The organism is Phenylobacterium sp. (assembly GCF_041913825.1).
Taxonomy (GTDB): domain Bacteria; phylum Pseudomonadota; class Alphaproteobacteria; order Caulobacterales; family Caulobacteraceae; genus Phenylobacterium.
The window spans coordinates 197,895-218,974 of the sequence record NZ_JAYSEO010000004.1; the positions used below are offsets into that span (position 1 = coordinate 197,895).

The window sequence follows — 21,080 nt, forward strand, 5'->3', positions numbered from 1 at the left end:
TGCGCGGGGGAGGCGAAGCTAGGCTCGGCGGCCCTTGGCGGCGGTGTTGTCGATGCCGAGGGCGGAGAGCGCGCCGCGCAGGATGCCTTCGGCGTCGAGGCCCGCCTGGGCGTACATGGCCTCGGGCTTGTCCTGGTCCTGGAAGACGTCGGGCAGCACGAGCGTGCGCACCTTCAGGCCGCGGTCGAGGGCGCCGTGCTGGGCCAGCGCCTGCAGCACAAAGGCGCCGAAGCCGCCCATGGCGCCTTCCTCCACCGTGATCAGGGCCTCGTGCTCGCGGGCCAGCCGCAGCAGCATGTCGAGGTCGAGGGGCTTGGCGAACCGGGCGTCGGCGACCGTAGCGGAGAGCCCGCGGGCGGCCAGCAGGTCGGCGGCCTTCAGGCTCTCGGAGAGGCGCGTGCCGAACGACAGGATGGCGACCGCCGTCCCCTCGCGCACGATGCGGCCCTTGCCGAGCTCCCAGGGGGCCGCGAGGTCGGGGATCTGCACGCCCAGGCCCTCGCCGCGCGGATAGCGGAAGGCGCTGGGCGCATCGTCGATGGCCACGGCGGTGGCGACGGCGTGGGCCAGCTCGGCCTCGTCCGAGGGCGCCATCAGCACCATGCCGGGCAGCGCGCCCATGAAGCCGATGTCGAAGGAGCCGGCATGGGTCGGGCCGTCGGCGCCCACCAGGCCGGCGCGGTCCATGGCGAAGCGCACGGGCAGGCCCTGGATGGCCACGTCGTGGACCACCTGGTCGTAGCCGCGCTGAAGGAAGGTGGAATAGATCGCGCAGAACGGCTTCATCCCGTCGGCGGCGAGGCCGGCGGCGAAGGTCACGGCGTGCTGCTCGGCGATCCCCACGTCGTAGGTCCGCTCCGGGAAGCGCTGGCCGAACAGGTCGAGGCCGGTGCCGGAGGGCATGGCCGCGGTGATGGCGACGATCTTCGGGTCGTGCTCGGCGTGCTTCACCAGCTCCTGGGCGAAGACCTTGGTGTACTGCGGGGCCGCGGCCTGGGCCTTCGCCTGGGCGCCGGTGACGACGTCGAACTTGACCACGCCGTGGTACTTGTCGGCGGCGTTCTCGGCGGGGGCGTAGCCCTTGCCCTTCTGCGTGACCACGTGGACCAACACCGGCTTGTCCACGATGTTGCGGGCGTTCTGCAGGACGTGGACCAGGGCGTCCATGTCGTGCCCATCGATCGGCCCGACGTAGTAGAAGCCGAGCTCCTCGAAGAAGGTGCCGCCGGTGACCATGCCGCGGGCGTACTCTTCCGCCTTGCGGGCGGCCTCGCGCATCGGACGCGGGAAGGCCTTGGTGACCGCCTTGCCGAGGTTGCGCAGCGAGCGGTAGCCGCCGCCGGACACCAGCCGGGCCATGTAGGCGCTCATCCCGCCCACCGGCGGGGCGATGGACATGTCGTTGTCGTTGAGGATGACGGTGAGCTGCCGAGTGGTCTCGGCGGCGTTGTTCATGGCCTCGTAGGCCATGCCGGCGCTCATCGAGCCGTCGCCGATCACCGCCACTACGCGGTTGTCGCGGCCCTCGCGGTCGCGCGCGGCGGCGAAGCCAAGCGCCGCCGAGATGGAGGTCGCCGCGTGCGCCGCGCCGAACGGGTCGTACGGGCTCTCGGCGCGCTTGGTGAAGCCCGAGAGGCCGCCGCCCTGGCGCAGGGTGCGGATCCGATCCCGGCGGCCGGTGATGATCTTGTGAGGATAGGCCTGGTGGCCCACGTCCCAGATCAGGATGTCGTCCGGAGTCTCGTAGACGTGGTGCAGCGCCACCGTCAGCTCGACCACGCCCAGGCCCGCGCCCAGATGGCCGCCCGTCTGGGAGACGGCGTCGATGGTCTCCGCGCGCAGCTCGTCGGCGAGCTGGCGCAGTTGCGGGATGCTCATGGCCCGCGTGTCGGCGGGCGAGGAGACGGTGTCGAGCAGGGGCGTGACGGGGGGCATGGGGACGCGGGATGCCTCTGAACTAGTGCCGGCGCTCTAGCACGAAATCGACGCTCGCCCGCAGGAATTCGGCCTGGGCGCCGAAGGGATCCAGGTGATCTTTCGTCTGCTTTCGAAGGAGGCCCAGGCGCTCGCGCGCGGCCTCGACCCCGAGCAGGGTGACGAAGTTGGCCTTGCCCTTGGCGGCGTCCTTGCCGGCCGCCTTGCCCATGGCCTCCGGGTCGCCCTCGGCGTCCAGCAGGTCGTCGACGATCTGGTAGGCGAGGCCGAGGTCGTGGGCGAACGCCAGCAGGGCGTGGCGCTCGGCCTCCTTGGCGCGGGCCATGACCAGCGGCAGTTCGAAGGCGCAGGCGATCAGGGCGCCGGTCTTCAGCCGCTGCATGCGGGCGACGCCGCCGAGGTCGTCCCGAACGCCCAGGATGTCGATCATCTGGCCGCCGCACATGCCCTGGGCGCCCGAGGCGCGGGCCAAGCGCGAGACCAGCTCGGCGCGGGTGGCGCCATCGGGATGGGTGTCCGGGTGCGCCAGGATCTCGAAGGCGGCGGTCTGCAGGGCGTCTCCCGCAAGCACGGCCGTGGCCTCGTCGTAGGCCCGGTGCACGGTGGGCCGGCCGCGGCGCATGTCGTCGTCGTCCATGCAGGGCAGGTCGTCGTGGATCAGGCTGTAGGCCTGGATGCACTCCAGCGCGCAGGCGGAGCGCAGGACCGAGCGCTCCGGCAGGCCGAACATCCGCCCCGTCTCGAGCGCGAAGTAGGTGCGCAGCCGCTTGCCCGGTCCGAGCGCGGCGTAGCGCATGGCCTCCGTCAGGCGGGATTCGGGGCCGTCCGCCCGGGGCAGCAGCTCGTCGAGCGCCACCGTGACGAGGTCCGCGGCCTCGGCGACACGCCTGGCGAGGTCGGTCATCAGGTGAACTCGGCCGGCTCGACCCCCTGGGGGCCTCCCGCGGCGCCGCCGGCGCCCATGACGATCTTCTCGACCCGCAGGCGGGCGGCCTCGAGCCGGGTCTCGCAGTGGGCCTTCAGGGCCGCGCCGCGCTCGTACATCCGGATCGAATCCTCGAGCGGCGCCTGGCCCGATTCCAGGCGCGCGACGATCTGCTCGAGCTCGGCCAGGGCCTGCTCGAACGACAAGGACTGGATGTCAGCGGCTTCGGACATGTCACCTTCCCGGGCGCGCGCACCCGAAGGCGGCGCCTGCGTCCGACCACCGTTAAGGCGGGCGGCAACCGGGCACAACAGCCAATGGGCCGCACAACCGTCATTGGACTGTGATCCGCAGGCGCGATAGGTCCGGCCGTCGGGGAGTACCTATCCATGTCCGTCAGCCGCCGCAGTTTCCTGGCGCTCGCCGCCACGTCCGCCGCCTTCGGGGGCCTCTCGCGGGCGATGGCCCAGCCGATCGCCGGCTACCGGAACCAGATCACCGGCTACGGCCCGCTGGTCCCGGACCCCGCCGGCGTCTTCGACCTGCCGCAGGGCTTCTCTTACAAGATCGTCTCGCGCGCCGGCCAGCCGATGGACGACGGCCTGCTGACGCCCGGCAAGCACGACGGCATGGCCTGCTTCCCCGACCCGGCCAGCCCGGACCGGGTGATCCTGGTGCGCAACCATGAGCAGCGCCCCTCCGAGCCCGACCGCTCGGCGTTCGGCAAGGACGGCGCGCTGGCGGCCCGGATCGACCTCGCCAAGGCCTACGACCTGACGCCCAAGGGCGTGCCCATGGACGGCGGAACCACGACGCTGGTCTGGGACCTCAAGCAGCAGCGGCTGGTGACCCACCACCTCAGCCTCACCGGCACGACGGTGAACTGCGCCGGCGGCCGCACGCCGCGCCGGTCGTGGCTCTCCTGCGAAGAGACCGAGATCAAGGCCGGCGAAGGCGGCTCCAAGGACCACGGCTGGGTGTTCGAGGTGCCCGCCGACCTGCGCGGCCTGGCCGACCCGGCGCCGATCACCGGCATGGGCCGCTTCAAGCACGAGGCGACCGCCACCGACCCGCGCACCGGCATCGTCTACCTGACCGAGGACTTCGCCGACGGCTTCTGCCTGTTCTACCGCTACCTACCCGTCGACCCGGCCAAGCTGCATGCCGGCGGCCGGCTGCAGGCCCTGGGCTTCCGCGAGGGCAAGGAGGCCGACCCGCGAAACTGGGACAGCCGCTTCTGGAAGGTGGGCGACCGCCGCAAGGTGGTGTGGATCGACCTGGACGGCGTGGACAACCCGCACAACGACCTGCGCCACCGCGGCCATGGCAAGGGGGCGGCCTACTTCGCGCGCGGCGAGGGCATCTTCTTCGGCGACGGCGAGCTCTACTTCACCTGCACCACCGGCGGGGCGCAGAAGGACGGCCAGGTGATGCGCTACCGGCCGAGTCCGCAGGAGGGCAAGCCCGGCGAGAAGGACCACCCAGGCGAGATCGAGCTGTTCCTCGAGCCGGACGACGGCGAGCTGATGTCCATGCCGGACAACATCGCCATCGCGCCGAACGGCCATCTGTTCGTCTGCGAGGACAAGTACCGCGGCCACAACATGCTGAAGGCTGTGACGCCGAAGGGCCAGGTCTACACGGTCGGCCGCAACGCCACGGCGCCGGCGATCCCGGCCGCCCCCAACACGGAGCTCGCCGGCGTCTGCTTCTCGCCGGACGGCTCCACCTGCTTCGTGAACATCTACTACCCGGGCACGACCCTCGCGATCACCGGCCCCTGGGCGTCGCTGAAGGCCTAGAGGCCCGAGGCCCCGCCTTCCACGTGGCGGACGCGGGCCAGGGCCTCGCGCCACTCGTCGGCGTAGTCGCAGTCCTCGTAGCCGGAGAAGTACGGGCCGCCACGGGTGTAGTGGGCGATCTTGGCGTCGGGGTTGTGGTCGTACTCGCCCACGAGCCAGTTCCACTCCAGCGGGAGGGCGCCGATCTCATCCTCGCGTTCGAGCCAGCGGAACTGGTGGAGGTCCGCCCCCGACGCGGTGGAGACGTACTCCGGCGTCAGCGCGCGACAGCGGGCGTTGTTGAGCAGCATGACGCTGGACCAGTTCTTCTTCGCGTAGCGCGACTGCGTGTGGTTCAGGAACTTCACCTGATCGCGGGGCGTGTAGTCGTGCTGGCAGACCATTACTGCGTAGCGGTCGTCGGCGAGCGCGAAGAGCTCGGCGAAGTCGGCCCGGGCGAGCATGTCGCAGTCCATGAACAGCGACCAGCCCTGATAGCCCGACAGCCAGGGCGTCATGAACCGCGAGAAGGAAAATTCCGTCGACTGCTCCGGCAGCATCGGCCGGTCGAAGGCCGGCTTCAGCGAGTCGAGGTTCAGCGCGGTGAACCGCACCGGCCGCGAGCAGCGGTCGAGGATGCTCTGGCAGAGCACGTGATAGGCGAGGATCTCCTGCCGGTCGTAGCCGATGTAGACGTCGAGGACGGGGGACAAGGCAGGCTCCGTAGCGGGTTCATGCGCCGACAGGCGCAGCGCGCCGCAGCGCCTCGGCGGCGCGGTCGATCACCGTGCCCCAGTCGCCCGGCTCGGGCTGCCGGAACAGTCGAATCGACGGGTACCAGGGAATGGTCTCCTGGCGCGCGGTATAGCGCCATTCGGTGACGTGGGGCGCCAGGATGAAGCCGGTGCGGCCGAGCGCCCCGGTCAGGTGCACGATCGCCGTCTGGACGGACACCACCACGTCCAGGTTCGCGACCAGCCCGGCCAGCTCGGCGAAGTCGTCGATCTCGGCCGGCGCGAAGGCGCGGATCGGGGCCGGCAGCGCGCCCGCGGCCGCCGCCAGCTCCGGCGCCACCTGGCCGTACTGCAGGCTGACGAACTCGCAGCCGGGCGTCGCCAGGACCGGCGCGAGCTGCGCCAGGTCGAGCGAACGGCCAAGGGCGTTGGTCTTGGCCGTACCGCCGCGCCAGGAGAGCCCCACGCGCAGGGCCCCGGTCCGCGGGCCGAGCCGCCCGGCCCAGCGCGCCGTCGCCTCCGGAGCGGCGCAGAGGTAGGCGCCGCCCGGGAAGTCGGCCGGAGCATTGCGGTAGAGCCGGCCGAGGCTGCCCATGGCCAGGATCACGTCGTAGGCGGAGCCCGAGACCTGCGCCCCGGGCGAACCCATGACCGTCAGGCCGGGGAAGGAGCCGGCGAGCAGGGCCACCAGCTTGTGCTCGCAGACGAGCGTCACCGCCGCGGCCTCGGCCAGCAGGTCGGGCAGACAGCTAGCGAACATGACCACGTCGCCGACCCCCTGCTCGCCCACCAGCAACACCCGCCGTCCGCGCACCGCCTCGCGGGTCGGGCGAGGCGTGAGGCGCGCGGCGATGCCTGGCGTCAGCACGCCCGCGCCGGCCAGGAACTCCTGGATCTCCAGCCGCCGCTCGTAGTCCTCCCAGCCGCCGGCGAAGTCGCAGAGCGCCAGGCGGCTGAACGCCCGCTGGTAGGGCGCTCGGGCCAGCGCCGGGCGCAGCGCCACGGCCTGGTCGATGAGCGCGATGGCCTCCTCGTGACGTCCGAGCTGCGCGCAGGCCGTGCCCATCAGCGCGAGGGCGTCGTAGCGGATGCCGGGATCGACGGCCGCGGCGCGATAGACCGCCAGCGCCTCCTCGTAGCGCTGCTCCCGCGAGAGCGCGGCCCCGCGGGCGATCAGCAGCTCGGCCGCCTCGCGCTTCTGTCCGCGGGCGCGCAGCCGCGCCGCCTCCTGGATCGCGGCCTGGGCGGCGCCGTTCACCGCTCAGCCGGCCCGTTCGAACCGGCGCATCGACCAGTACTTGTAGCCCTCGCTCCAGGCGAGGCGCCAACCCCGGCGCTTCAGCGCCCGGCCGATCATGAAGTTGAAGAAGCCGTGGGCCAGCACGACCACGTCCTCGCCGCCCTGCGCCAGCTCCACCAGCATGGCGGCGGCCTGGTCCGCGCGCTGCTCGGCCTCGCGCCGGGTCTCCTGGCCCTCGTGATGGTCGAAGAACCACCACCACACCCGCGCCCAGAAGCCCCACATCTTCGGCGACATCCGGAACCACTTCGGCCAGTTGGGCGGCGGCAGCGGCGCCTCGATCAGCATGTCGTGGCGGCTGAACTCGCGCTCGCCGGCCAGGGCCTGGGCGCTCTCAATGGAGCGCAGCCGGGTGGAGGCGACGAGTGTCCCGCAGGTTTCGACGAAGCGCAGCAGGCTTTGCGGCGGGGTCTGGCCCGGCAGCAGGCCCAGGACCTCGTAGCTGGCCCAGAAAGTGCGGTACTCGTCGGCGTTGAGCCTGACCTTGCGCGACAGCGCCGGCTCGCCATGGCGGGCCAGGATGATGGCGCCCGGTCGGGCGCTCGCGGTCACGGCGGGAACCTCGGCGGTCAAGACGCTGGCCATTCGCTCCGGTCGGCGCCGGAATTCACACCCACGCGCCGCGTTCCCTCACCCCTCTGACAGGGCCCGGACGTGCGCAAGCGACGACTGGCCCAGAGCCTCAAGGTCGTAGCCGCCCTCGAGCGAGGACACAACCCGGCCCTTGGCGTGGCGATTGGCCACCGAGACGATGGCCCGCGTCGCCCAGGCGAAATCGGCCTCCTCCAGGTTCTGGCCCGACTCGCCGACCGGGTCGCGGCGATGCGCGTCGAAGCCGGCCGAGACGATGATCAGGTCCGGGGCGAAGGCGTCTACCTTGGGCATCAGCGATTCGAAGGCCTTGCGCCACACCTCCACCGGCGCCCCCGGCGGGGCCACGGCGTTGGCGATGTTCGGCGGCGTGGCCTCGGACGGATGGCCGGTGCCGGGCCACATGGGCCACTGCTGGATGGAAGCCAGGAACAGGCCCTCGCGGCCGGCGAACGCCGCCTGGGTGCCGTTGCCGTGGTGGATGTCGAAGTCGACGACCGCCACCCGCTTCAAGCCCGCAGCCTGCGCCGCCTTCGCCGCCACGGCGACGTTGGAGAAGATGCAGAAGCCCATGGGCGTTGAGGGCTCGGCGTGATGTCCGGGCGGCCGCACGGCGCAAAACGCCCGCTCCGCCCGGCCCGCGGCCACGTCGCGCACCGCGGTCACCACCGCCCCCGCCGCGCGGCGGGCGGCCACCAGGCTCCCGGCCGAGACCAGCGTGTCCTCGTCCAGTTCCAGCACGCCCGCGCCCGGCTGTAGCCCGAGGATCCGGTCGATGTAGGTTTGGGGATGGACGAGGGCGAGGTCGGCCTCCTCGACCAGCGGCGCCTCCCGCGGGTCCAGTTCCAGGTCCGTAGCGTCCTGCAGGGCGTCCGTCACCGCGCGCAGGCGCTCCGGCCGTTCCGGGTGCCAGTCGCCAGGACGGTGGTCCAACATGTCGGTGTGGGTGTAGAGGGCGATGGTCATAGCCTCATCCTAACCCAAGACTCCGCCCCGCGATGCCCGACCCGATCATCCGCCGCGCCCGCCCCGAGGACGCCCAGGCCCTCGCCGCGATCGGCGCCCGGACGTTCAGCGACACCTTCGCCCACCTTTATCCGCCCGAGGACCTGGAAACCTTCCTGGCCGAGGCCTACGGCCTGGACCAGACCCGGCGCAACCTCACCGACACGGCCAAGGCGGCCTGGCTGGTGGAGGCCGACGGCCAGGTGGTTGGCTACGCTGAAGCGGGACCCTGCGCCCTGCCCCACCCCGAGGTCACCGCCGCCTGCGGGGAGCTGAAGCGCTTCTACCTGCTCAAGGACTGGCAGAACGGCGGGCTGGGCCGGCGCCTTTTCACGGAGGTGATCGGCTGGCTGCAGGCCGAGGGGCCACGGGATGTCTGGATCGGCGTCTGGTCGGAGAACTACGGCGCGCAGCGGTTCTACGGCCGCGAAGGCTTCGAGAAGGTCGGTGAGTACGGCTTCGAAGTCGGCAAGACCATCGACCGCGAGTTCATCCTGCGGAAGCGCGGGGTGGATTTTGCTACTCCAGCGGGTGCCGGAGAGGCGCGCGCACACGATCTTGCCTGACTGAGCCGGGGCGCCCGACCAATATTGCCGCGATTTAACGAACAGCGCTCTTGGCGGACGCCCGCGCTTTTGGAAACCTTGGCGGCAATCGGCAATGCTGCTGGGGGTGTCGAATGCTCAGGATCGGCTATGTGCGGCTGACGGACGCCGGGTCCGCCGGCGAGACGGCCACCCTGAAGGCCAAGGGCTGCCACGTGGTGCGGGCGGAGGAGCCCTCCGCCGCCGGCGGCGACGAGTTCGCCGTCCTCGATTCTATCCTCGACTTCGTGGGTCCCGGCGACCAGCTCGTGGTCACCCGGCTCGATCACCTGGGCCGCGGCGCCCGGGCGGTGATCGAGGTGCTGGAGCGCCTGGAGCAGCGCGCCGCCACCCTTTTCGTGGTCGATCCGGAGCTCAGCACCGAAGGCTCCGGCGGGCGGGCGCTGAGGGCTGCGCTGGAGGCGGTGGCCGCGCTGGAGCCGCCCTCGCTTGGCCGCCGCCGCCGCCCGGCGGCCGCGCAGGAGATCCGCGACCTGCAGCGGGCCGGGATCGGTCCGGTGGAGATCGCGCGTCGCCTCGGCGTCTCACGCATGACCGTCTGGCGCAAGCTGCGCGCCGTGGAGGCCTGAGGCCGCCGCCCGAATTCCGCCGGAGTCTACGGCCACGCATGGACGTCATGCGGTGGCCGCTCCTCCTCCTGATCCTCGCCCTGGCGGGCTGCGCCAGCGCGCCCGAGGCCCCTCCGCCGGGGACCTGGGCGCTGCAGGCCTCGGCCACGGCCGGCTCGGCGATCGTCCGGTCGGACAGCGGCGGGGAAGCGCTGCGCATCGCCTGCCGACGCGATCCGCCCGACCTGTGGGTCTCCACCGGCCGACTCCACGGCGAAGGGCCGGTGCGGCTGCAGGTGGGCGCCGAGCCCTTCACCCTGGCCCCCGCGGCCGAACCCCAGGGCCTGTCGGCGGTGGCCCCCCTGCCCGACCGGCTGCCGGCGGCGATGATGGGGGGCGGTGAGATCACCCTCAGCCAGGGCCGCCGCCGGCTCGGGCCCTACCCCGCGCCGGACGCCAAGACGGTGGCTGCCTTCGTGATCGCCTGCCGCCGCTAGGCCGCGCGCCTGCGCCTCGCCTGCACGAAGTCGATGAAGGCCCGCAGCGCCGAGGGCGGCTGCCGGCGGCTCGGGTAGTAGAGGAAGGGGCCGGGGAAGCTCTCGCACCAGTCCTCGAGCACACTGACGAGCCGTCCTGACTGCAGGTGCGGCTCGGCGTAGCCGTCGAAGGTCTGGAGGAACCCGGCGCCGTCGAGCGCCGCGCGGAGCAGCAGCGCGGCGCTGTTGGCGATCAGAGGCCCCTGCGGCGAGATGCGGATCACCTCCCCCCGCCGCTCGAACTCCCAGGGCGGTTCCGCGCCGCTCAGGAAGCGCACCCTGAGGCACGGCGCCTGCAGCAGGTCGCGGGGGTGCTCCGGCCGCCCGTAGCGGGCGATCACCTCCGGCGCGGCGGCCAGCACATAGCGCTGGGGCGGGCCGAGTGGCGTTGCCACCATGTCCTGCGCCAGGTGCTCGCCCCAGCGGACGCCGGCGTCGAAGCCGCCGGCGACGATGTCCACGAGGTTGCTCTCCGACGTGATCTCCAGCCGCACGTCCGGGTAGGCGGCCAGGAATTCGGCCACGAGCGGGGCCAGCACCAGTTCCACCGCCGGCTCCGGCGCATTGATGCGCAGCGCGCCCGAGGGCCGCGCCTGCTCGGCCCGCACCGCGTCCAGGGCGCCGCCGATCTCCTGCAACGCCGGGGACAGCCGCGCCAGCAGCCGCTCGCCGGCGGCGGTGGGCGCGACGCTGCGCGTGGTGCGGTTCAGCAGGCGCACGCCGGCCGCCGCCTCAAGGTCGCGCACCGCCTGGCTCAGCGTGGAGGCCGAGACGCCCCGCTCCACCGCCGCGGCGCGGAAACTTCGGCGCCGCGCCACCGCGGCGAAGGCGTCCAGGGCGTCGAGGGGCAGTCGGGCCATTGTTCATTTTTCCGCACAGCTCGTGCTGGACTATACGGATTATCGCGCGAAAGCCCACGGCCTACCTTGCCTCACCAGACAAGGAGACGGGTCATGGACCAGCGCAAACTCGGAAACACCGGCCCCACGGTCTCGGCCATCGGCCTCGGCTGCATGGGCATGAGCGACATGTATGGCCCCGCGGACCGGGCGGAGAGCCAGGCGACCATCCACGCCGCGCTCGAAGCGGGCGTCGACCTGCTCGACACCGGCGACTTCTACGGCATGGGCCACAACGAGATGCTGATCGGCGAGGCGCTGGAGGGCGTGTCGCGCAATCGCTACCGGCTCAGCGTCAAGTTCGGCGCCCTGCGCGGCCCGGACGGCGGCTGGCTAGGCTACGACGCTCGCCCGCAGGCGGTGAAGACGGCGGCGGCCTACAGCCTCCGGCGCCTGCGCACCGACCACATCGACATCTACCGCCCGTCCCGACTCGACCCGGCCGTGCCCATCGAGGACACCATCGGCGCGATCGCAGAGCTGGTGAAGGCGGGTTACGTCCGCCACATCGGGCTGTCGGAAGTCGGGGCGGAAACGATCCGCCGGGCCGCCGCCGTCCACCCGATCGTCGACCTGCAGATCGAATACTCGCTGATCTCGAGGGGCATCGAGCGGGAGATCCTGGACACCTGCCGCGAGCTCGGCATCGCGATCACCGCCTACGGGGTGCTCTCCCGCGGGCTGCTCGGGGGCCACATGCGGGCCGTGAGCGGGGCCACCGACTTCCGCGCCCACGCCCCGCGCTTCCAGGGCGAGAACCTGGCCAAGAACCTGGCGATCACCGAGGCGCTGCGGGCCGTGGCCGCGGCCCGCGGCCTGACCCCGGCCCAGGCGGCGATCGCCTGGGTGGCCGCCCAGGGCCGGGACATCGTCCCGCTGGTGGGGGCCCGCCGCCGCGAGCGGCTGGCCGAGGCCCTGGGCGCGCTCGACGCCCCGCTGACGCCGGAGGACCTCGCCGCCCTCGAGCAGGCGGCGCCTGCCGAGGCGGTGGCGGGCGACCGCTACCCCGCCCCTCAGATGGCCATGCTCGACAGCGAGCGCTGACCGGGAGCCGCGCCGCTGGACATCCCGGCGGCGCGGCCCCATCCTGCCGCGTTCAAACAGACGTTCGACGCGCGAGACCCGGCATGTTCATGCGCTTCTTCACCGAGCTTCGGCAGGCCCGCGTGCCGGTGACCCTCAAGGAGTACCTGATGCTCATGGAGGGCCTCGACAAGGGCGTCATCGAGCGCTCGGTCGAGGACTTCTATTACCTGTCGCGCTCGGCGCTGGTGAAGGACGAGAAGAACCTCGACAAGTTCGACCAGGTGTTCGGCCACGTCTTCAAGGGCCTGGACCGGGTCGAGGACGGCGTCACCGCCGACATTCCGGCCGAGTGGCTGAAGAAGATCTCCGAGAAGTTCCTCACGGAGGAGGAGAAGGCGCAGATCGAGGCCATGGGCGGCTTCGACAAGCTCATGGAGGCGCTGGCCGAGCGCCTGAAGGAGCAGAAGGAGCGCCACGAGGGCGGCAACAAGATGATCGGCACCGGCGGCACCTCGCCGTTCGGCGCCAACGGCTACAATCCGGAGGGCATCCGGATCGGCCAGGACAAGGGCCGGCACGGCAAGGCCATCAAGGTCTGGGACAAGCGCGAGTACAAGAACCTCGACGACCAGGTCGAGCTCGGCACCCGCAACATCAAGGTGGCGCTGCGCCGGCTGCGCAAGTGGGTGCGCGACGGCGCCGCCGAAGAGCTGGATATGGACGGCACCATCCGCGGCACCGCGGAGAAGGGCTACCTGGACATCCACATGCGGCCCGAGCGCCGCAATAAGATCAGCGTCCTGATCTTCTTCGACATCGGCGGCTCGATGGATTCGCACATCAAGGTGTGTGAGGAGCTGTTCAGCGCCGCGCGCGCCGAGTTCAAGAACATGGAGTTCTATTACTTCCACAACTGCCTCTACGAGGCCGTGTGGAAGGACAACCGCCGCCGTCACGCCGAGAAGATCCCCACGTGGGACGTGCTCCACAAGTTCCCGCACGACTACAAGGTGATCTTCGTGGGCGACGCCACCATGAGCCCCTACGAGATCACCTATCCGGGCGGCTCGGTGGAGCACTGGAACGAGGAGGCGGGCGCCATCTGGCTCGACCGCGTGACCCAGATCTACGAGCACGCCATCTGGCTCAACCCGACCGCCGAGCGGCACTGGGACTACACGCCGTCCATCGGCGTCATCAAGCAACTGATGAACGATCGGATGTTCCCGCTGACCCTGCAGGGCCTGGAGAAGGCCATGAAGGAGCTCGCGCGCTGAGGTTGCGGCGATTTGTGACCGTTCCCAAAGCGCCTAAACTCGTGGAAAGACTTAAGGGATTCGCATGACCGATCCCCTCCTCCACGACCCGTCCGAGAGCGACGAAGCTCAGGCTGCGACCAAGCAGGCCGTGTTCAACGCGGCCGAGCGGCTGTTCGCCCTGCACGGCTTCCAGAACGTCTCGGTGCGCGACATCACCGCCGAGGCGGGCGTCAACCTGGCCAGCGTGAACTACCACTTCGGATCCAAGGACGCGCTGCTGTTCGAGATCTTCCGCCGCCGCACGAGCGAGCTGAACCGCGAGCGCGCCCGGATGCTTCACGAGGCGAACGACCGGCACCAGGGCAAGCCGCCGGTGCGCGAAATCCTCGAGGCCTATTTCGCCCCGCCGCTGCGCTGGGGCGCGCCGGACAACGACCGGCGGATCTCCGTTCAGTTCATCATCCGCGCCCGCTCCGAGGGCACGGAGGAGATGCGCGAGGCGATCCGCAACGACGTCAGCCACCTGGAGCGGTTCGCGGGCGCCCTGCTCGCCGCCCGGCCGGACCTGCCGCGCGAGGAGGTCTACTGGCGGCTGCACTTCTGCCTGGGCATGGTCCACAACAACCGGTTCGTGGAGTTCGACCGGCTGCACCACCTGTCCGGCGGCCTGACCCGCGAGGGCGATGTCAGCGCCCTGCTGCGCCGGATGCTGGACTTCGCCGAAGCCGGCTTCCTGCGCTAGGTGCGGCGGCTCGTCCTCAGCGCGAGCGCCCTCCGCTTCTTCGACACCTTCCTGCTGATCGTCCCCTTCTACACGGTGATGTTCGCCGAGAAGGGGCTGACGCCGCCGCAGATCGGGGTCGTGCTGGCCTCCTGGTCGGTGGTGGGCCTGGTGCTGGAGGCGCCCTGCGGCGTGCTCGCCGACCGCACCTCGCGCCGCGGCCTGCTGGCGGCGGCCCAGTTGGTGCGCGCGCTGGGGTTCCTGGTCTGGCTGGCGTTCCCCGGCTTCTGGGGCTTCCTGGTCGGTCTGATGCTGTGGGGCTTCAAGAGCGCCACCTTCAACGGCTGCTTCGAGGCCGTGGTCTACGACGAGCTGAAGGCGATGGGCCGCGAGGTCGAGTACGCCCGGGTGATGGGCCGCACCCAGGCCGGCCGGGCCGCCGGCATGCTGGGCGCCTCGCTGATCGCCGCGCCGGTGGCGGACCACGGCTACACCCTGCTGATCCTGGCGAGCTGCGCCGCCAGCGGCCTGGCGGTGGCCGCGGCCATGAGCCTGCCGCGAGCCGAGCGCGCCGTCTCCACCGCCCGCTGGAGCTATGTCGGCCATCTGAGGCAGGGCGCGGTGGAGGCGGCCAGCCTGCCCGGCGTGCCGCACCGGCTGCTGTTCCTGGCGGCGGCCCAGGCGGTGGTGCTGGCCACGGCGGACTACTGGTCCTTGTTCGGCCGCGAGGTCGGTCTCTCGAAGCCGCAGATCGCCCTGCTGATGGCCGCCCTGGGCGCGGCGGGCGCGGTCTCGGCGATCCTCGCGCATCGCATCCGCCACCTGCCCGGAGCGGCGCTCTACCTGATCCTGATCGCCGCGGGCGCCTGCCTGATCCTGGCGGCTGCCAGCTTCCGGCCCTGGTCGGTCAGCCTGCTGCTGGCCTTCGTCGGCCTGTACTGGCTGGTCGACGTCAATGCCGACGCCCGCTTCCAGCACCGGCTGCGGCCCGAGACCCGCGCCACCGTGGCCTCGATGAAGGGTTTCGTCATGCAGGCCGGGACGAGCCTGTTCATGCTGGCCTTCGGGGTCCTGGCCGGCGCGGCCTCCTACCAGGCGGCCTTTCTGGCCGCGGGCGGGATGATGATCCTGGTCGGCGCAGGGTTCGGCGGCGTCGCCTGGGCGCGCGGCGAGCGCTGAGCTAGAAGCGCCGCCATGAACATCGTCACCGACGCGCGGACCTTCCGCGCCGACCGCGCCTGGGGCGCCCGCGACCTCGCCGAGGTGGAGGGCGCCACGGTGCGCCTGCACTGGACCGACCAGCCCTACCAGTGGCACGTCAACGACGGCGCCGAGGTCTTCGTCGTGCTCGAGGGGCAGGTGGAGATGCGCTACCGGGAGGCCGGCGAGGAGAAGTCCGTGCGGCTCGGGCCGGCGGACATCTTCGTGGCCGACGTCGGCGATGCGCACGTGGCCCATCCGCTGGGCGAGGCGCGCGTCCTCGTCGTGGAGCGCAAGGGCTCGGTCTAGAAGCCTTCCTGAGCGACCACCGCCGTCACCGGCGCCCGGCGGAACAGCACGCCGCGGTAGCGGACGCCACCCTCCTCCTCGCTGGTCTCGCCCTGGGCGAGGCGCAGGAACTCGTCCCAGCGGTCCTCCGGCATCAGCAGCACGAGGTCGTGCAGGTCGCGCCCGTAGGCGTCGATCTCCCGGTCGGCTTCCTCGCGGATGTCGCGGACGTCGGCCTTGGCCGGATCGGTCTGGTCCAGGTGGCTGGGATGGGGCTGGTCCATGCGGGTCGAACTCGCGCACCGGGTCCTGGTTCCGCCTAGCCGGACGCCAGTCCCCAGGCGAACCTCAGGTCCTCGACGAACATGGCGTAGCCCTTGGCCTTGGCCTCGGCGTCCGGCACCCGCAGCAGGTAGGACGGATGGTAGGTGACCACGCCCTGGGCCTGGTCCGGCAACTGGATGGCCTGCTGGCGGAACTTGGACACCGCCATGGTCTTGCCGAAGACCGAGAGGCTGGCCGAGCCGCCCAGCGCCACGATCACCCGCGGCCGGACGATCCGCCGCTCGTTGTCCAGCCACCACCGGCAGGCCGAGATCTCGCCGGCGTCCGGATTCTTGTGGATCCGCCGCTTGCCGCGCAGCTCGTGCTTGAAGTGCTTCACCGCGTTGGTGACGAAGGTCTCGCCGCGCGGGACGCCGGCCTCGGCCAGCGCCTTGTCCAGGACCTGACCCGCCGGGCCTACGAACGGCTTGCCGGCCAGATCCTCCTGGTCCCCCGGCTGCTCGCCGACGAACATCAGCCGCGCCTTGGCCGGGCCCTCGCCCGCCACGCCCTGGGTGCCGCACCGCCAGAGGTCGCAGCGGCGGCAGGCCTGGACCCCGGCCCAGACCTCCTCGAGCGTGGTGGGGGCGGCGCCGTCATAGGGCGCGTCCCGGCTGGCGCGCTGGGCGGCGCGGACGATGCGGCGGCTGGGTTCGGAGGGCGCTTGGGTAACCATGGCTTCCGTCTGCGCCTCGGCGCGGGCGATCAGCTCGGGAATGAGCCGTGCTTCCGGCAGGTTCCGCCAGTAGCGCTTGGGCATCTCCTTCTGCATCTGGGCGGTCTTCAGCCGGGCCGGGTTGAAGATCGAGGCGTAGTAGGTCTTCCAGTAGTCCTCGAGCGCGTCCTCCCTCGGCGCATCGGCCGGGTCGGCGCCGGGCGTGAAGGCCAACTGCTTGGTGTCCCAATGCGCGCAGAGGTCCGGCGTCAGGATCGAGAAGCGCATGTTGGCGAACCGCCGGGCGAAGAACGGCGCCGTCATCTCGGTGACCCGGTGCGCCGGCTCGAACCAGGCCACGTAGATCTCGCCGTCCTCATCGTGCACCTGCCGGAAGCGGACGAAGGCCTTCATCTTGTGCGCCGCCTGGCTGACCTGCTTGGCGAAGGAGCGGGCCAGGGCCACGTCGGCGTCGGAGGCGATGCGCAGCAGGTTGGGCTCCCGCTGCAGCCGCCAGAGCAGCCGGTAGAGCAGCGCGAACCGCTCGTCCGAGCGGTGCAGGATCACCGTGTCGGCCAGTTCCATGAACTCGCGCGGGACGGTGAACGGCGCCGCGTCCGGCTGCGGCGCAGGCGCCGCCTCGCCGAACAGGTCGCCGGCGCCGTCCACGGTCCAGAAGGCGTCCTCCGGCTTCACCCCATGCGCCCGCAGGCTGCGCGCGGCCTCCCGCCAGCCGGTGAAGTCGGTCTCGGAGGCGAGGCGGACGACCTGCATCAGAAGAGGCTCAATTGCTCGGGCGGCGGGGCGATCCGTTCGCGCAGGTCCGCCCGGTCGGTGAGCGCGCCCGGCCGCCAGTCGGCGGTGACGATGAACGGTTTCAGCTTCTCCAGCCCGCGGGACAGGCGGCGCACGTCCTCGAGGGTGAGCTGCTTGAACCGCCGCACGTCGATCAGCCGGTCCACCGCCTTCACCCCCAGGCCCGGGACCCGCAGCAGCCGCTCGCGGTCGGCGACGTTGACGTCCACCGGGAACTCGCCCCGGTTCTTCAGCGCCCAGGCGAGCTTCGGGTCGATGGCGAGGTCGAGATCCTCCCCTTCCCCGATGATCTCGGCCCGCTCGAAGCCGTAGAAGCGCATCAGCCAGTCGGCCTGGTAGAGCCGGTGCTCGCGCACCAGCGGCGGGCGCATGACCGGCAGCTTCGCCGTGGAGTCCGGGATCGGCGAGAAGGCCGAGTAGTAGACCCTCCGCAGCCGGTAGGCGCCGTAGAGCGTCTCGCTGCGCTTCAGGATCTCGCCGTCGGTGGCCGCGTCGGCGCCGACGATCATCTGGGTGGATTGGCCCGCCGGCGCGAACTTCGGCGGCCTGGCCTTGATGGCCTTGTCCTTGGCGGCCTCGACGCCGAGCCGCACCGCGCCCATGGCCTTCTTGATGCCGGTGGCGTCCTTCTCCGGCGCGAACCGCTCCAGGCTCTCGTCCTTCGGCAGCTCGATGTTGATCGACACCCGGTCGGCGTAGAGGCCGGCCTCGTTCACCAGCGCCGGCGAGGCTTCCGGGATCACCTTCAGGTGGATGTAGCCGCGGAAGTCGTGGACCTCGCGCAGCGTCTTCGCCACGAGCACGAGCTGCTCCATCGTGTAGTCCGGGCTGCGGATGATGCCGGACGAGAGGAACAGGCCCTCGATGTAGTTGCGCTTGTAGAAGCCCAGCGTCAGGTCGACGACCTCGTCCACCGCGAACCGCGCCCGGGGCGTGTTCGAGCTCACCCGGTTCACGCAGTAGGCGCAGTCGTAGACGCAGAAGTTGGTCAGCAGGATCTTCAGCAGGCTGATGCAGCGTCCGTCCGGGGCGTAGGCGTGGCAGATGCCCATGCCCTCGGTGGAGCCCACGCCCTTGCCGTCCAGGGAATTGCGCTTGCTGCTGCCGGACGAGGCGCAGGAGGCGTCGTACTTCGCCGCGTCGGAGAGGATCGCCAGCTTCCGCTTGAGATCGAGGACCGCCATGCGGCGGTTCTACGGTTCCCTCTTTGTTCCTTCAAGCGGAAAGGGCGCGCCAGATCGGCGCGCCCCCGCCCGGTGGCTAGGGCACGCAGAAGTAGTTGAAGTCGTTGGGCATGTCGCAGTCCTGGTGCGGCTCGGGGCCGGTGTCGTCGGTGAGATAGGCCCCCGCTCCCGGCGTCGCCGAAGCGCGCTCGACAGACAGGGCGCCCCCGGTCATCGCGGACAGGAACATCAGCACGGACATCAGCGCAGCGATCATCGCGTTCCTCCATTCAACCCACCTCGTCCGGTGGTTGTAAGCAACGTTAGATGTGCGTCATGGGTGAGTCCAGCGGACGCGCGGGAACTCTCTTTCCGCGAGACGGTTCCGGCAGGCATGCCCCGCCTCTCGATCCGCCACGAGACGCTCTACACCTATGAGCGCCCGGTCAGCTTCGCGCCGCACCGGCTGCTGGTGCGGCCGCGCGACAGCCATGCCATCCGCGTCGTCGACGCCCTCCTGACCGTCTCCCCGCCGGGAGAGATGCGCTGGGCCTACGATGCGCTGGGCAACTCGGTGTGCTGGTTCACGCCGGCGGGCGAGAGCGCCTCGCTGTCCATCGTCAGCGAGCTGGTCATCGAGCGCTATCCCGCCCCGATCGGCGAGCTGGCCGTGGCCGACCCGCAGACGGCGAACCCCATCGTCTATTCGCCCGCCGACCGGGCGGTCCTGGCCCCCTTCATCGAGCCGGTGACGGAAGACGCCGACGGGCACCTGCTGCGCTGGGTCCGCGACCGCGCCGGCGGCGTCTACGAGCCCGCCATCGACTTCCTGCTGCGGCTCAACCGGTCCATCCAGGCCGAGTTCGAGTACCAGGCCCGGGACCTCGGCCAGGCGCAGGAGCCGGGCCACACCGTGCAGGTGGGCTCGGGCACCTGCCGCGACTTCGCCTGGCTGATGGTGGAGGCCCTGCGGCGGCTGGGCTACGCCGCCCGGTTCGTCACCGGCTACCTCTACTCGCCGGGCCACACGGATGTCCGCGGCGCGGGCGCGACCCATGCCTGGTGCGAGGTCTTCCTGCCGGACATCGGCTGGACCGAGTTCGACCCCACCAACGCGCTCGCCGAGAGCGCCGACCTGATCCCCGTGGCGGTCGCCCGCACGCCGGCCGACGCCGCGCCCATCTCCGGCGCCATCTACGGCGACGGCGGCCAGTCCAATCTCACCGTGCGCGTGGACGTGCTGCCGGCCCAGCCGCTGCCGGCCGCCGCTTAGCCAAACCTGGTTTTCGAAGCTTCCCGCACCCCCGCGGACTCTGTTAGACCCGTCCTATTGATTTTGACGTATTCGTAAAAGGGGAGCCGCGGAGCGGGCTTTCTTCCCGGCGCGCGGCGGTTTTGGGTTTGGACGCCAAGGTTGACGCGCCGGACGTCGCGCCTGCGGGCGACGACGACCTCGCCGCCCGGGAGGCGGCCTACGAGAAGTTCGTCTGGGACAACCTGAGGCGCAACTACCTCGGCAACTACCTGCACGGGATGCTGGGCATGACCGGCTTCCGGCTGGTCAACGCCCCCACCTTCCTGCCGGCCTACCTGTTCGCCATCTCCGGCTCCAACGCCATCGTGGGCCTCGGTCTCGCGCTGCAGCAGGTGGGCGGGGTGATCTCGCCGATCTTCGGCGCCACCAAGATCGAGCACCGCAAGAAGGTCATGCCGGCGGCGATCTGGATGGGCGGCCTGGCCCGGATGGCCATCCTTGGCATCGCGCTCGCCGGCTGGTTCCTGCCCAACGACCCGATCCGCTTCAGCCTGGGCGTGCTCGGCGACTGGATCGCCCGGCCGCGCGTGGCCGCCATCCTCGGCTTCATGCTGATGTTCGGCATCTTCATGGGGGCCCAGCGGGTGGTCTTCTCCCTGCTGATGGCCAAGGTGATCCCGATCAGCCGGCGCGGCCGGCTGCAGGCCTGGCGCAACGCCACCGGCGGCCTGATCGCCGCCGCGCTCGCCTACTTCGCGGGCCGCTGGTTCATCGACGCCAACCTGTTCGGCAACGGCTATTCGACGACCTTCGTCTTCGCCTTCTTCCTGACCAGCGCCGGGCTCTGGGCGCTGCAGTTCCTGCTGAAGGAGCCCGAGCCGCCGACCACCCGCGAGCAGGGCCGGTTCCGCGACCGGATCCACGACTTCCCGCGCCTCATCCGGCAGGACAAGAGCTACGGCGCCTTCGTGCTGACCCAGATGCTGGCCACCTCCGCCCGGATCGCCACGCCGTTCTACATCATCTTCGTGGGCTCGAAGATCGGCCTCGACGGCAAGACGCTGGGCCTGCTGTCGCTGGCCTACCTCGGCGCGGACACGGTCTCGAACCTCGTCTGGGGCTACCTCGGCGACAAGACCGGCTTCCGGCTCGTCCTGCTGGTCTCGCTGCTCGGCTGGATCGGGGCCACGGTGCTGCTGATGTCGCTGCACGACATCCTGCCGATCTTCGTCGCCTTCTGCGGCCTGGGCGCGGCCCAGTCGGGCTACATGATGGCCGCCCAGACGATGATCCTGGAGTTCGGCAGCCGCGACGAGCTGCCCATGCGGATCGCGGTGTCGGCCACCGCCGAAAGCATCACCGCCACGGCCGGCCCGCTGGTGGGCGGCCTTCTCGCCGAAGCGCTGGGCTACAACGTGGTGTTCGGCGCCTCACTGGGCTTCCTGACGCTGGCGCTCGTCCTGCTGCTGGTGGCGGTGAAGGAGCCCCGGACGGCCCGGCTGCAGGCGCTCTGA

Annotated in this window: 23 protein-coding genes; 11 read left to right on the forward strand and 12 right to left on the reverse strand. The window is 71.1% G+C overall.

What is annotated here, in order from left to right:
- Positions 1–18: 18 nt before the first annotated feature.
- The 3 genes from dxs to ACE3Q8_RS04615 are packed head-to-tail and all read right to left on the reverse strand — an operon-like array spanning position 19 to position 3,093.
- Complete coding sequence (gene dxs / locus ACE3Q8_RS04605) at positions 19–1,935, reverse strand: 1-deoxy-D-xylulose-5-phosphate synthase (RefSeq protein WP_374469060.1); 1,917 nt, start codon at positions 1,933–1,935, stop codon at positions 19–21.
- Between the two features lie 22 nt (positions 1,936–1,957).
- Complete coding sequence (locus ACE3Q8_RS04610) at positions 1,958–2,839, reverse strand: polyprenyl synthetase family protein (protein WP_374469061.1); 882 nt, start codon at positions 2,837–2,839, stop codon at positions 1,958–1,960.
- On the reverse strand, positions 2,839–3,093 hold the full coding sequence (locus tag ACE3Q8_RS04615; RefSeq protein WP_374469062.1) for an exodeoxyribonuclease VII small subunit: 255 nt from the start codon (positions 3,091–3,093) through the stop codon (positions 2,839–2,841). The genes ACE3Q8_RS04610 and ACE3Q8_RS04615 overlap by 1 nt, the downstream gene beginning before the upstream one ends.
- Before the next feature lie 156 nt (positions 3,094–3,249).
- Between ACE3Q8_RS04615 and ACE3Q8_RS04620 the strand changes: the two genes are divergently transcribed.
- Entirely contained in the window at positions 3,250–4,662 is a 1,413-nt protein-coding gene (locus tag ACE3Q8_RS04620) for an alkaline phosphatase PhoX (protein WP_374469063.1), read from the forward strand.
- Here ACE3Q8_RS04620 and ACE3Q8_RS04625 read toward each other — a convergent pair.
- The 4 genes from ACE3Q8_RS04625 to ACE3Q8_RS04640 are packed head-to-tail and all read right to left on the reverse strand — an operon-like array spanning position 4,659 to position 8,232.
- Positions 4,659–5,354: a hypothetical protein gene (locus ACE3Q8_RS04625; RefSeq protein ID WP_374469064.1), complete on the reverse strand. Its 696-nt coding sequence runs from the start codon at positions 5,352–5,354 to the stop codon at positions 4,659–4,661. The genes ACE3Q8_RS04620 and ACE3Q8_RS04625 overlap by 4 nt on opposite strands.
- A 19-nt stretch (positions 5,355–5,373) precedes the next feature.
- Complete coding sequence (locus tag ACE3Q8_RS04630) at positions 5,374–6,633, reverse strand: hypothetical protein (protein ID WP_374469065.1); 1,260 nt, start codon at positions 6,631–6,633, stop codon at positions 5,374–5,376.
- Between the two features lie 3 nt (positions 6,634–6,636).
- The gene (locus tag ACE3Q8_RS04635; protein WP_374469066.1) at positions 6,637–7,260 is read right to left on the reverse strand and encodes a histidine phosphatase family protein; all 624 of its coding nucleotides are present in this window, start codon (positions 7,258–7,260) and stop codon (positions 6,637–6,639) included.
- A gap of 45 nt (positions 7,261–7,305) precedes the next feature.
- Positions 7,306–8,232 carry a histone deacetylase family protein gene (locus ACE3Q8_RS04640; RefSeq protein ID WP_374469067.1) on the reverse strand — a complete coding sequence of 309 codons (927 nt, stop codon included), beginning with the start codon at positions 8,230–8,232 and terminating at the stop codon, positions 7,306–7,308.
- A 32-nt stretch (positions 8,233–8,264) separates the two neighbouring features.
- On the opposite strand from ACE3Q8_RS04640, the gene ACE3Q8_RS04645 reads away from it, so the two are divergent.
- From ACE3Q8_RS04645 to ACE3Q8_RS04655, 3 genes are all read left to right on the forward strand, one after another.
- Positions 8,265–8,837, forward strand: a complete 573-nt coding sequence (locus tag ACE3Q8_RS04645; RefSeq protein ID WP_374469068.1) for an N-acetyltransferase family protein — start codon at positions 8,265–8,267, stop codon at positions 8,835–8,837.
- Positions 8,838–8,950: 113 nt separating this feature from the next.
- A complete protein-coding gene (locus ACE3Q8_RS04650) occupies positions 8,951–9,445 on the forward strand; it encodes a recombinase family protein (protein WP_374469069.1) in 495 nt (164 codons plus the stop codon).
- Positions 9,446–9,492: 47 nt separating this feature from the next.
- Positions 9,493–9,921: a hypothetical protein gene (locus tag ACE3Q8_RS04655; protein WP_374469070.1), complete on the forward strand. Its 429-nt coding sequence runs from the start codon at positions 9,493–9,495 to the stop codon at positions 9,919–9,921.
- On the opposite strand, the gene ACE3Q8_RS04660 is transcribed toward ACE3Q8_RS04655, so the two are convergent.
- Positions 9,918–10,820: a LysR substrate-binding domain-containing protein gene (locus tag ACE3Q8_RS04660; RefSeq protein ID WP_374469071.1), complete on the reverse strand. Its 903-nt coding sequence runs from the start codon at positions 10,818–10,820 to the stop codon at positions 9,918–9,920. The two genes, ACE3Q8_RS04655 and ACE3Q8_RS04660, sit on opposite strands and share 4 nt — an antisense overlap.
- A gap of 93 nt (positions 10,821–10,913) precedes the next feature.
- Here ACE3Q8_RS04660 and ACE3Q8_RS04665 point away from each other — a divergent pair, with 93 nt between their 5' ends.
- From ACE3Q8_RS04665 to ACE3Q8_RS04685, 5 genes are all read left to right on the forward strand, one after another.
- A complete protein-coding gene (locus ACE3Q8_RS04665) occupies positions 10,914–11,903 on the forward strand; it encodes an aldo/keto reductase (RefSeq protein WP_374469072.1) in 990 nt (329 codons plus the stop codon).
- An 83-nt stretch (positions 11,904–11,986) separates the two neighbouring features.
- Positions 11,987–13,162, forward strand: a complete 1,176-nt coding sequence (locus ACE3Q8_RS04670) for a VWA domain-containing protein (protein ID WP_374469073.1) — start codon at positions 11,987–11,989, stop codon at positions 13,160–13,162.
- 64 nt (positions 13,163–13,226) lie between these two features.
- Entirely contained in the window at positions 13,227–13,886 is a 660-nt protein-coding gene (locus tag ACE3Q8_RS04675; RefSeq protein ID WP_374469074.1) for a TetR/AcrR family transcriptional regulator, read from the forward strand.
- The gene (locus tag ACE3Q8_RS04680; protein ID WP_374469075.1) at positions 13,887–15,044 is read left to right on the forward strand and encodes an MFS transporter; all 1,158 of its coding nucleotides are present in this window, start codon (positions 13,887–13,889) and stop codon (positions 15,042–15,044) included.
- A gap of 15 nt (positions 15,045–15,059) precedes the next feature.
- Positions 15,060–15,374 (forward strand): cupin, encoded by a 315-nt coding sequence (locus ACE3Q8_RS04685; RefSeq protein ID WP_374469076.1) that lies wholly within the window; start codon positions 15,060–15,062, stop codon positions 15,372–15,374.
- Here ACE3Q8_RS04685 and ACE3Q8_RS04690 read toward each other — a convergent pair.
- The 4 genes from ACE3Q8_RS04690 to ACE3Q8_RS04705 all read right to left on the reverse strand — a co-directional run bounded on the left by ACE3Q8_RS04690 (position 15,371) and on the right by ACE3Q8_RS04705 (position 18,588).
- Complete coding sequence (locus ACE3Q8_RS04690; protein ID WP_374469077.1) at positions 15,371–15,637, reverse strand: hypothetical protein; 267 nt, start codon at positions 15,635–15,637, stop codon at positions 15,371–15,373. The genes ACE3Q8_RS04685 and ACE3Q8_RS04690 overlap by 4 nt on opposite strands.
- A 35-nt stretch (positions 15,638–15,672) precedes the next feature.
- Positions 15,673–17,106: a UdgX family uracil-DNA binding protein gene (locus tag ACE3Q8_RS04695; protein WP_374469078.1), complete on the reverse strand. Its 1,434-nt coding sequence runs from the start codon at positions 17,104–17,106 to the stop codon at positions 15,673–15,675.
- Entirely contained in the window at positions 17,106–18,332 is a 1,227-nt protein-coding gene (locus tag ACE3Q8_RS04700; RefSeq protein ID WP_374469079.1) for a putative DNA modification/repair radical SAM protein, read from the reverse strand. Before ACE3Q8_RS04700 ends, ACE3Q8_RS04695 begins: the two co-directional genes overlap by 1 nt.
- 76 nt (positions 18,333–18,408) lie before the next feature.
- Positions 18,409–18,588, reverse strand: a complete 180-nt coding sequence (locus ACE3Q8_RS04705) for a hypothetical protein (protein WP_374469080.1) — start codon at positions 18,586–18,588, stop codon at positions 18,409–18,411.
- A gap of 117 nt (positions 18,589–18,705) precedes the next feature.
- Between ACE3Q8_RS04705 and ACE3Q8_RS04710 the strand changes: the two genes are divergently transcribed.
- Together ACE3Q8_RS04710 and ACE3Q8_RS04715 are read left to right on the forward strand one after the other, a co-directional pair.
- Positions 18,706–19,584, forward strand: coding sequence for a transglutaminase N-terminal domain-containing protein (locus ACE3Q8_RS04710; protein WP_374469081.1), 879 nt, complete (start codon positions 18,706–18,708; stop codon positions 19,582–19,584).
- A 128-nt stretch (positions 19,585–19,712) separates the two neighbouring features.
- Positions 19,713–21,080, forward strand: coding sequence for an MFS transporter (locus ACE3Q8_RS04715; protein ID WP_374469082.1), 1,368 nt, complete (start codon positions 19,713–19,715; stop codon positions 21,078–21,080).

Excerpts from the sequence above, each read along its gene's own strand:
- dxs (WP_374469060.1), bottom strand. The coding sequence starts at position 1,935 with ATGCCCCCCGTCACGCCCCTGCTCGACACCGTCTCCTCGCCCGCCGAC.
- ACE3Q8_RS04610 (WP_374469061.1), bottom strand. The coding sequence starts at position 2,839 with ATGACCGACCTCGCCAGGCGTGTCGCCGAGGCCGCGGACCTCGTCACG.
- ACE3Q8_RS04615 (WP_374469062.1), bottom strand. The coding sequence starts at position 3,093 with ATGTCCGAAGCCGCTGACATCCAGTCCTTGTCGTTCGAGCAGGCCCTG.
- ACE3Q8_RS04620 (WP_374469063.1), top strand. The coding sequence starts at position 3,250 with ATGTCCGTCAGCCGCCGCAGTTTCCTGGCGCTCGCCGCCACGTCCGCC.
- ACE3Q8_RS04635 (WP_374469066.1), bottom strand. The coding sequence starts at position 7,260 with ATGGCCAGCGTCTTGACCGCCGAGGTTCCCGCCGTGACCGCGAGCGCC.
- ACE3Q8_RS04640 (WP_374469067.1), bottom strand. The coding sequence starts at position 8,232 with ATGACCATCGCCCTCTACACCCACACCGACATGTTGGACCACCGTCCT.
- ACE3Q8_RS04645 (WP_374469068.1), top strand. The coding sequence starts at position 8,265 with ATGCCCGACCCGATCATCCGCCGCGCCCGCCCCGAGGACGCCCAGGCC.
- ACE3Q8_RS04650 (WP_374469069.1), top strand. The coding sequence starts at position 8,951 with ATGCTCAGGATCGGCTATGTGCGGCTGACGGACGCCGGGTCCGCCGGC.
- ACE3Q8_RS04655 (WP_374469070.1), top strand. The coding sequence starts at position 9,493 with ATGCGGTGGCCGCTCCTCCTCCTGATCCTCGCCCTGGCGGGCTGCGCC.
- ACE3Q8_RS04660 (WP_374469071.1), bottom strand. The coding sequence starts at position 10,820 with ATGGCCCGACTGCCCCTCGACGCCCTGGACGCCTTCGCCGCGGTGGCG.
- ACE3Q8_RS04665 (WP_374469072.1), top strand. The coding sequence starts at position 10,914 with ATGGACCAGCGCAAACTCGGAAACACCGGCCCCACGGTCTCGGCCATC.
- ACE3Q8_RS04670 (WP_374469073.1), top strand. The coding sequence starts at position 11,987 with ATGTTCATGCGCTTCTTCACCGAGCTTCGGCAGGCCCGCGTGCCGGTG.
- ACE3Q8_RS04675 (WP_374469074.1), top strand. The coding sequence starts at position 13,227 with ATGACCGATCCCCTCCTCCACGACCCGTCCGAGAGCGACGAAGCTCAG.
- ACE3Q8_RS04685 (WP_374469076.1), top strand. The coding sequence starts at position 15,060 with ATGAACATCGTCACCGACGCGCGGACCTTCCGCGCCGACCGCGCCTGG.
- ACE3Q8_RS04690 (WP_374469077.1), bottom strand. The coding sequence starts at position 15,637 with ATGGACCAGCCCCATCCCAGCCACCTGGACCAGACCGATCCGGCCAAG.
- ACE3Q8_RS04695 (WP_374469078.1), bottom strand. The coding sequence starts at position 17,106 with ATGCAGGTCGTCCGCCTCGCCTCCGAGACCGACTTCACCGGCTGGCGG.
- ACE3Q8_RS04700 (WP_374469079.1), bottom strand. The coding sequence starts at position 18,332 with ATGGCGGTCCTCGATCTCAAGCGGAAGCTGGCGATCCTCTCCGACGCG.
- ACE3Q8_RS04705 (WP_374469080.1), bottom strand. The coding sequence starts at position 18,588 with ATGATCGCTGCGCTGATGTCCGTGCTGATGTTCCTGTCCGCGATGACC.
- ACE3Q8_RS04710 (WP_374469081.1), top strand. The coding sequence starts at position 18,706 with ATGCCCCGCCTCTCGATCCGCCACGAGACGCTCTACACCTATGAGCGC.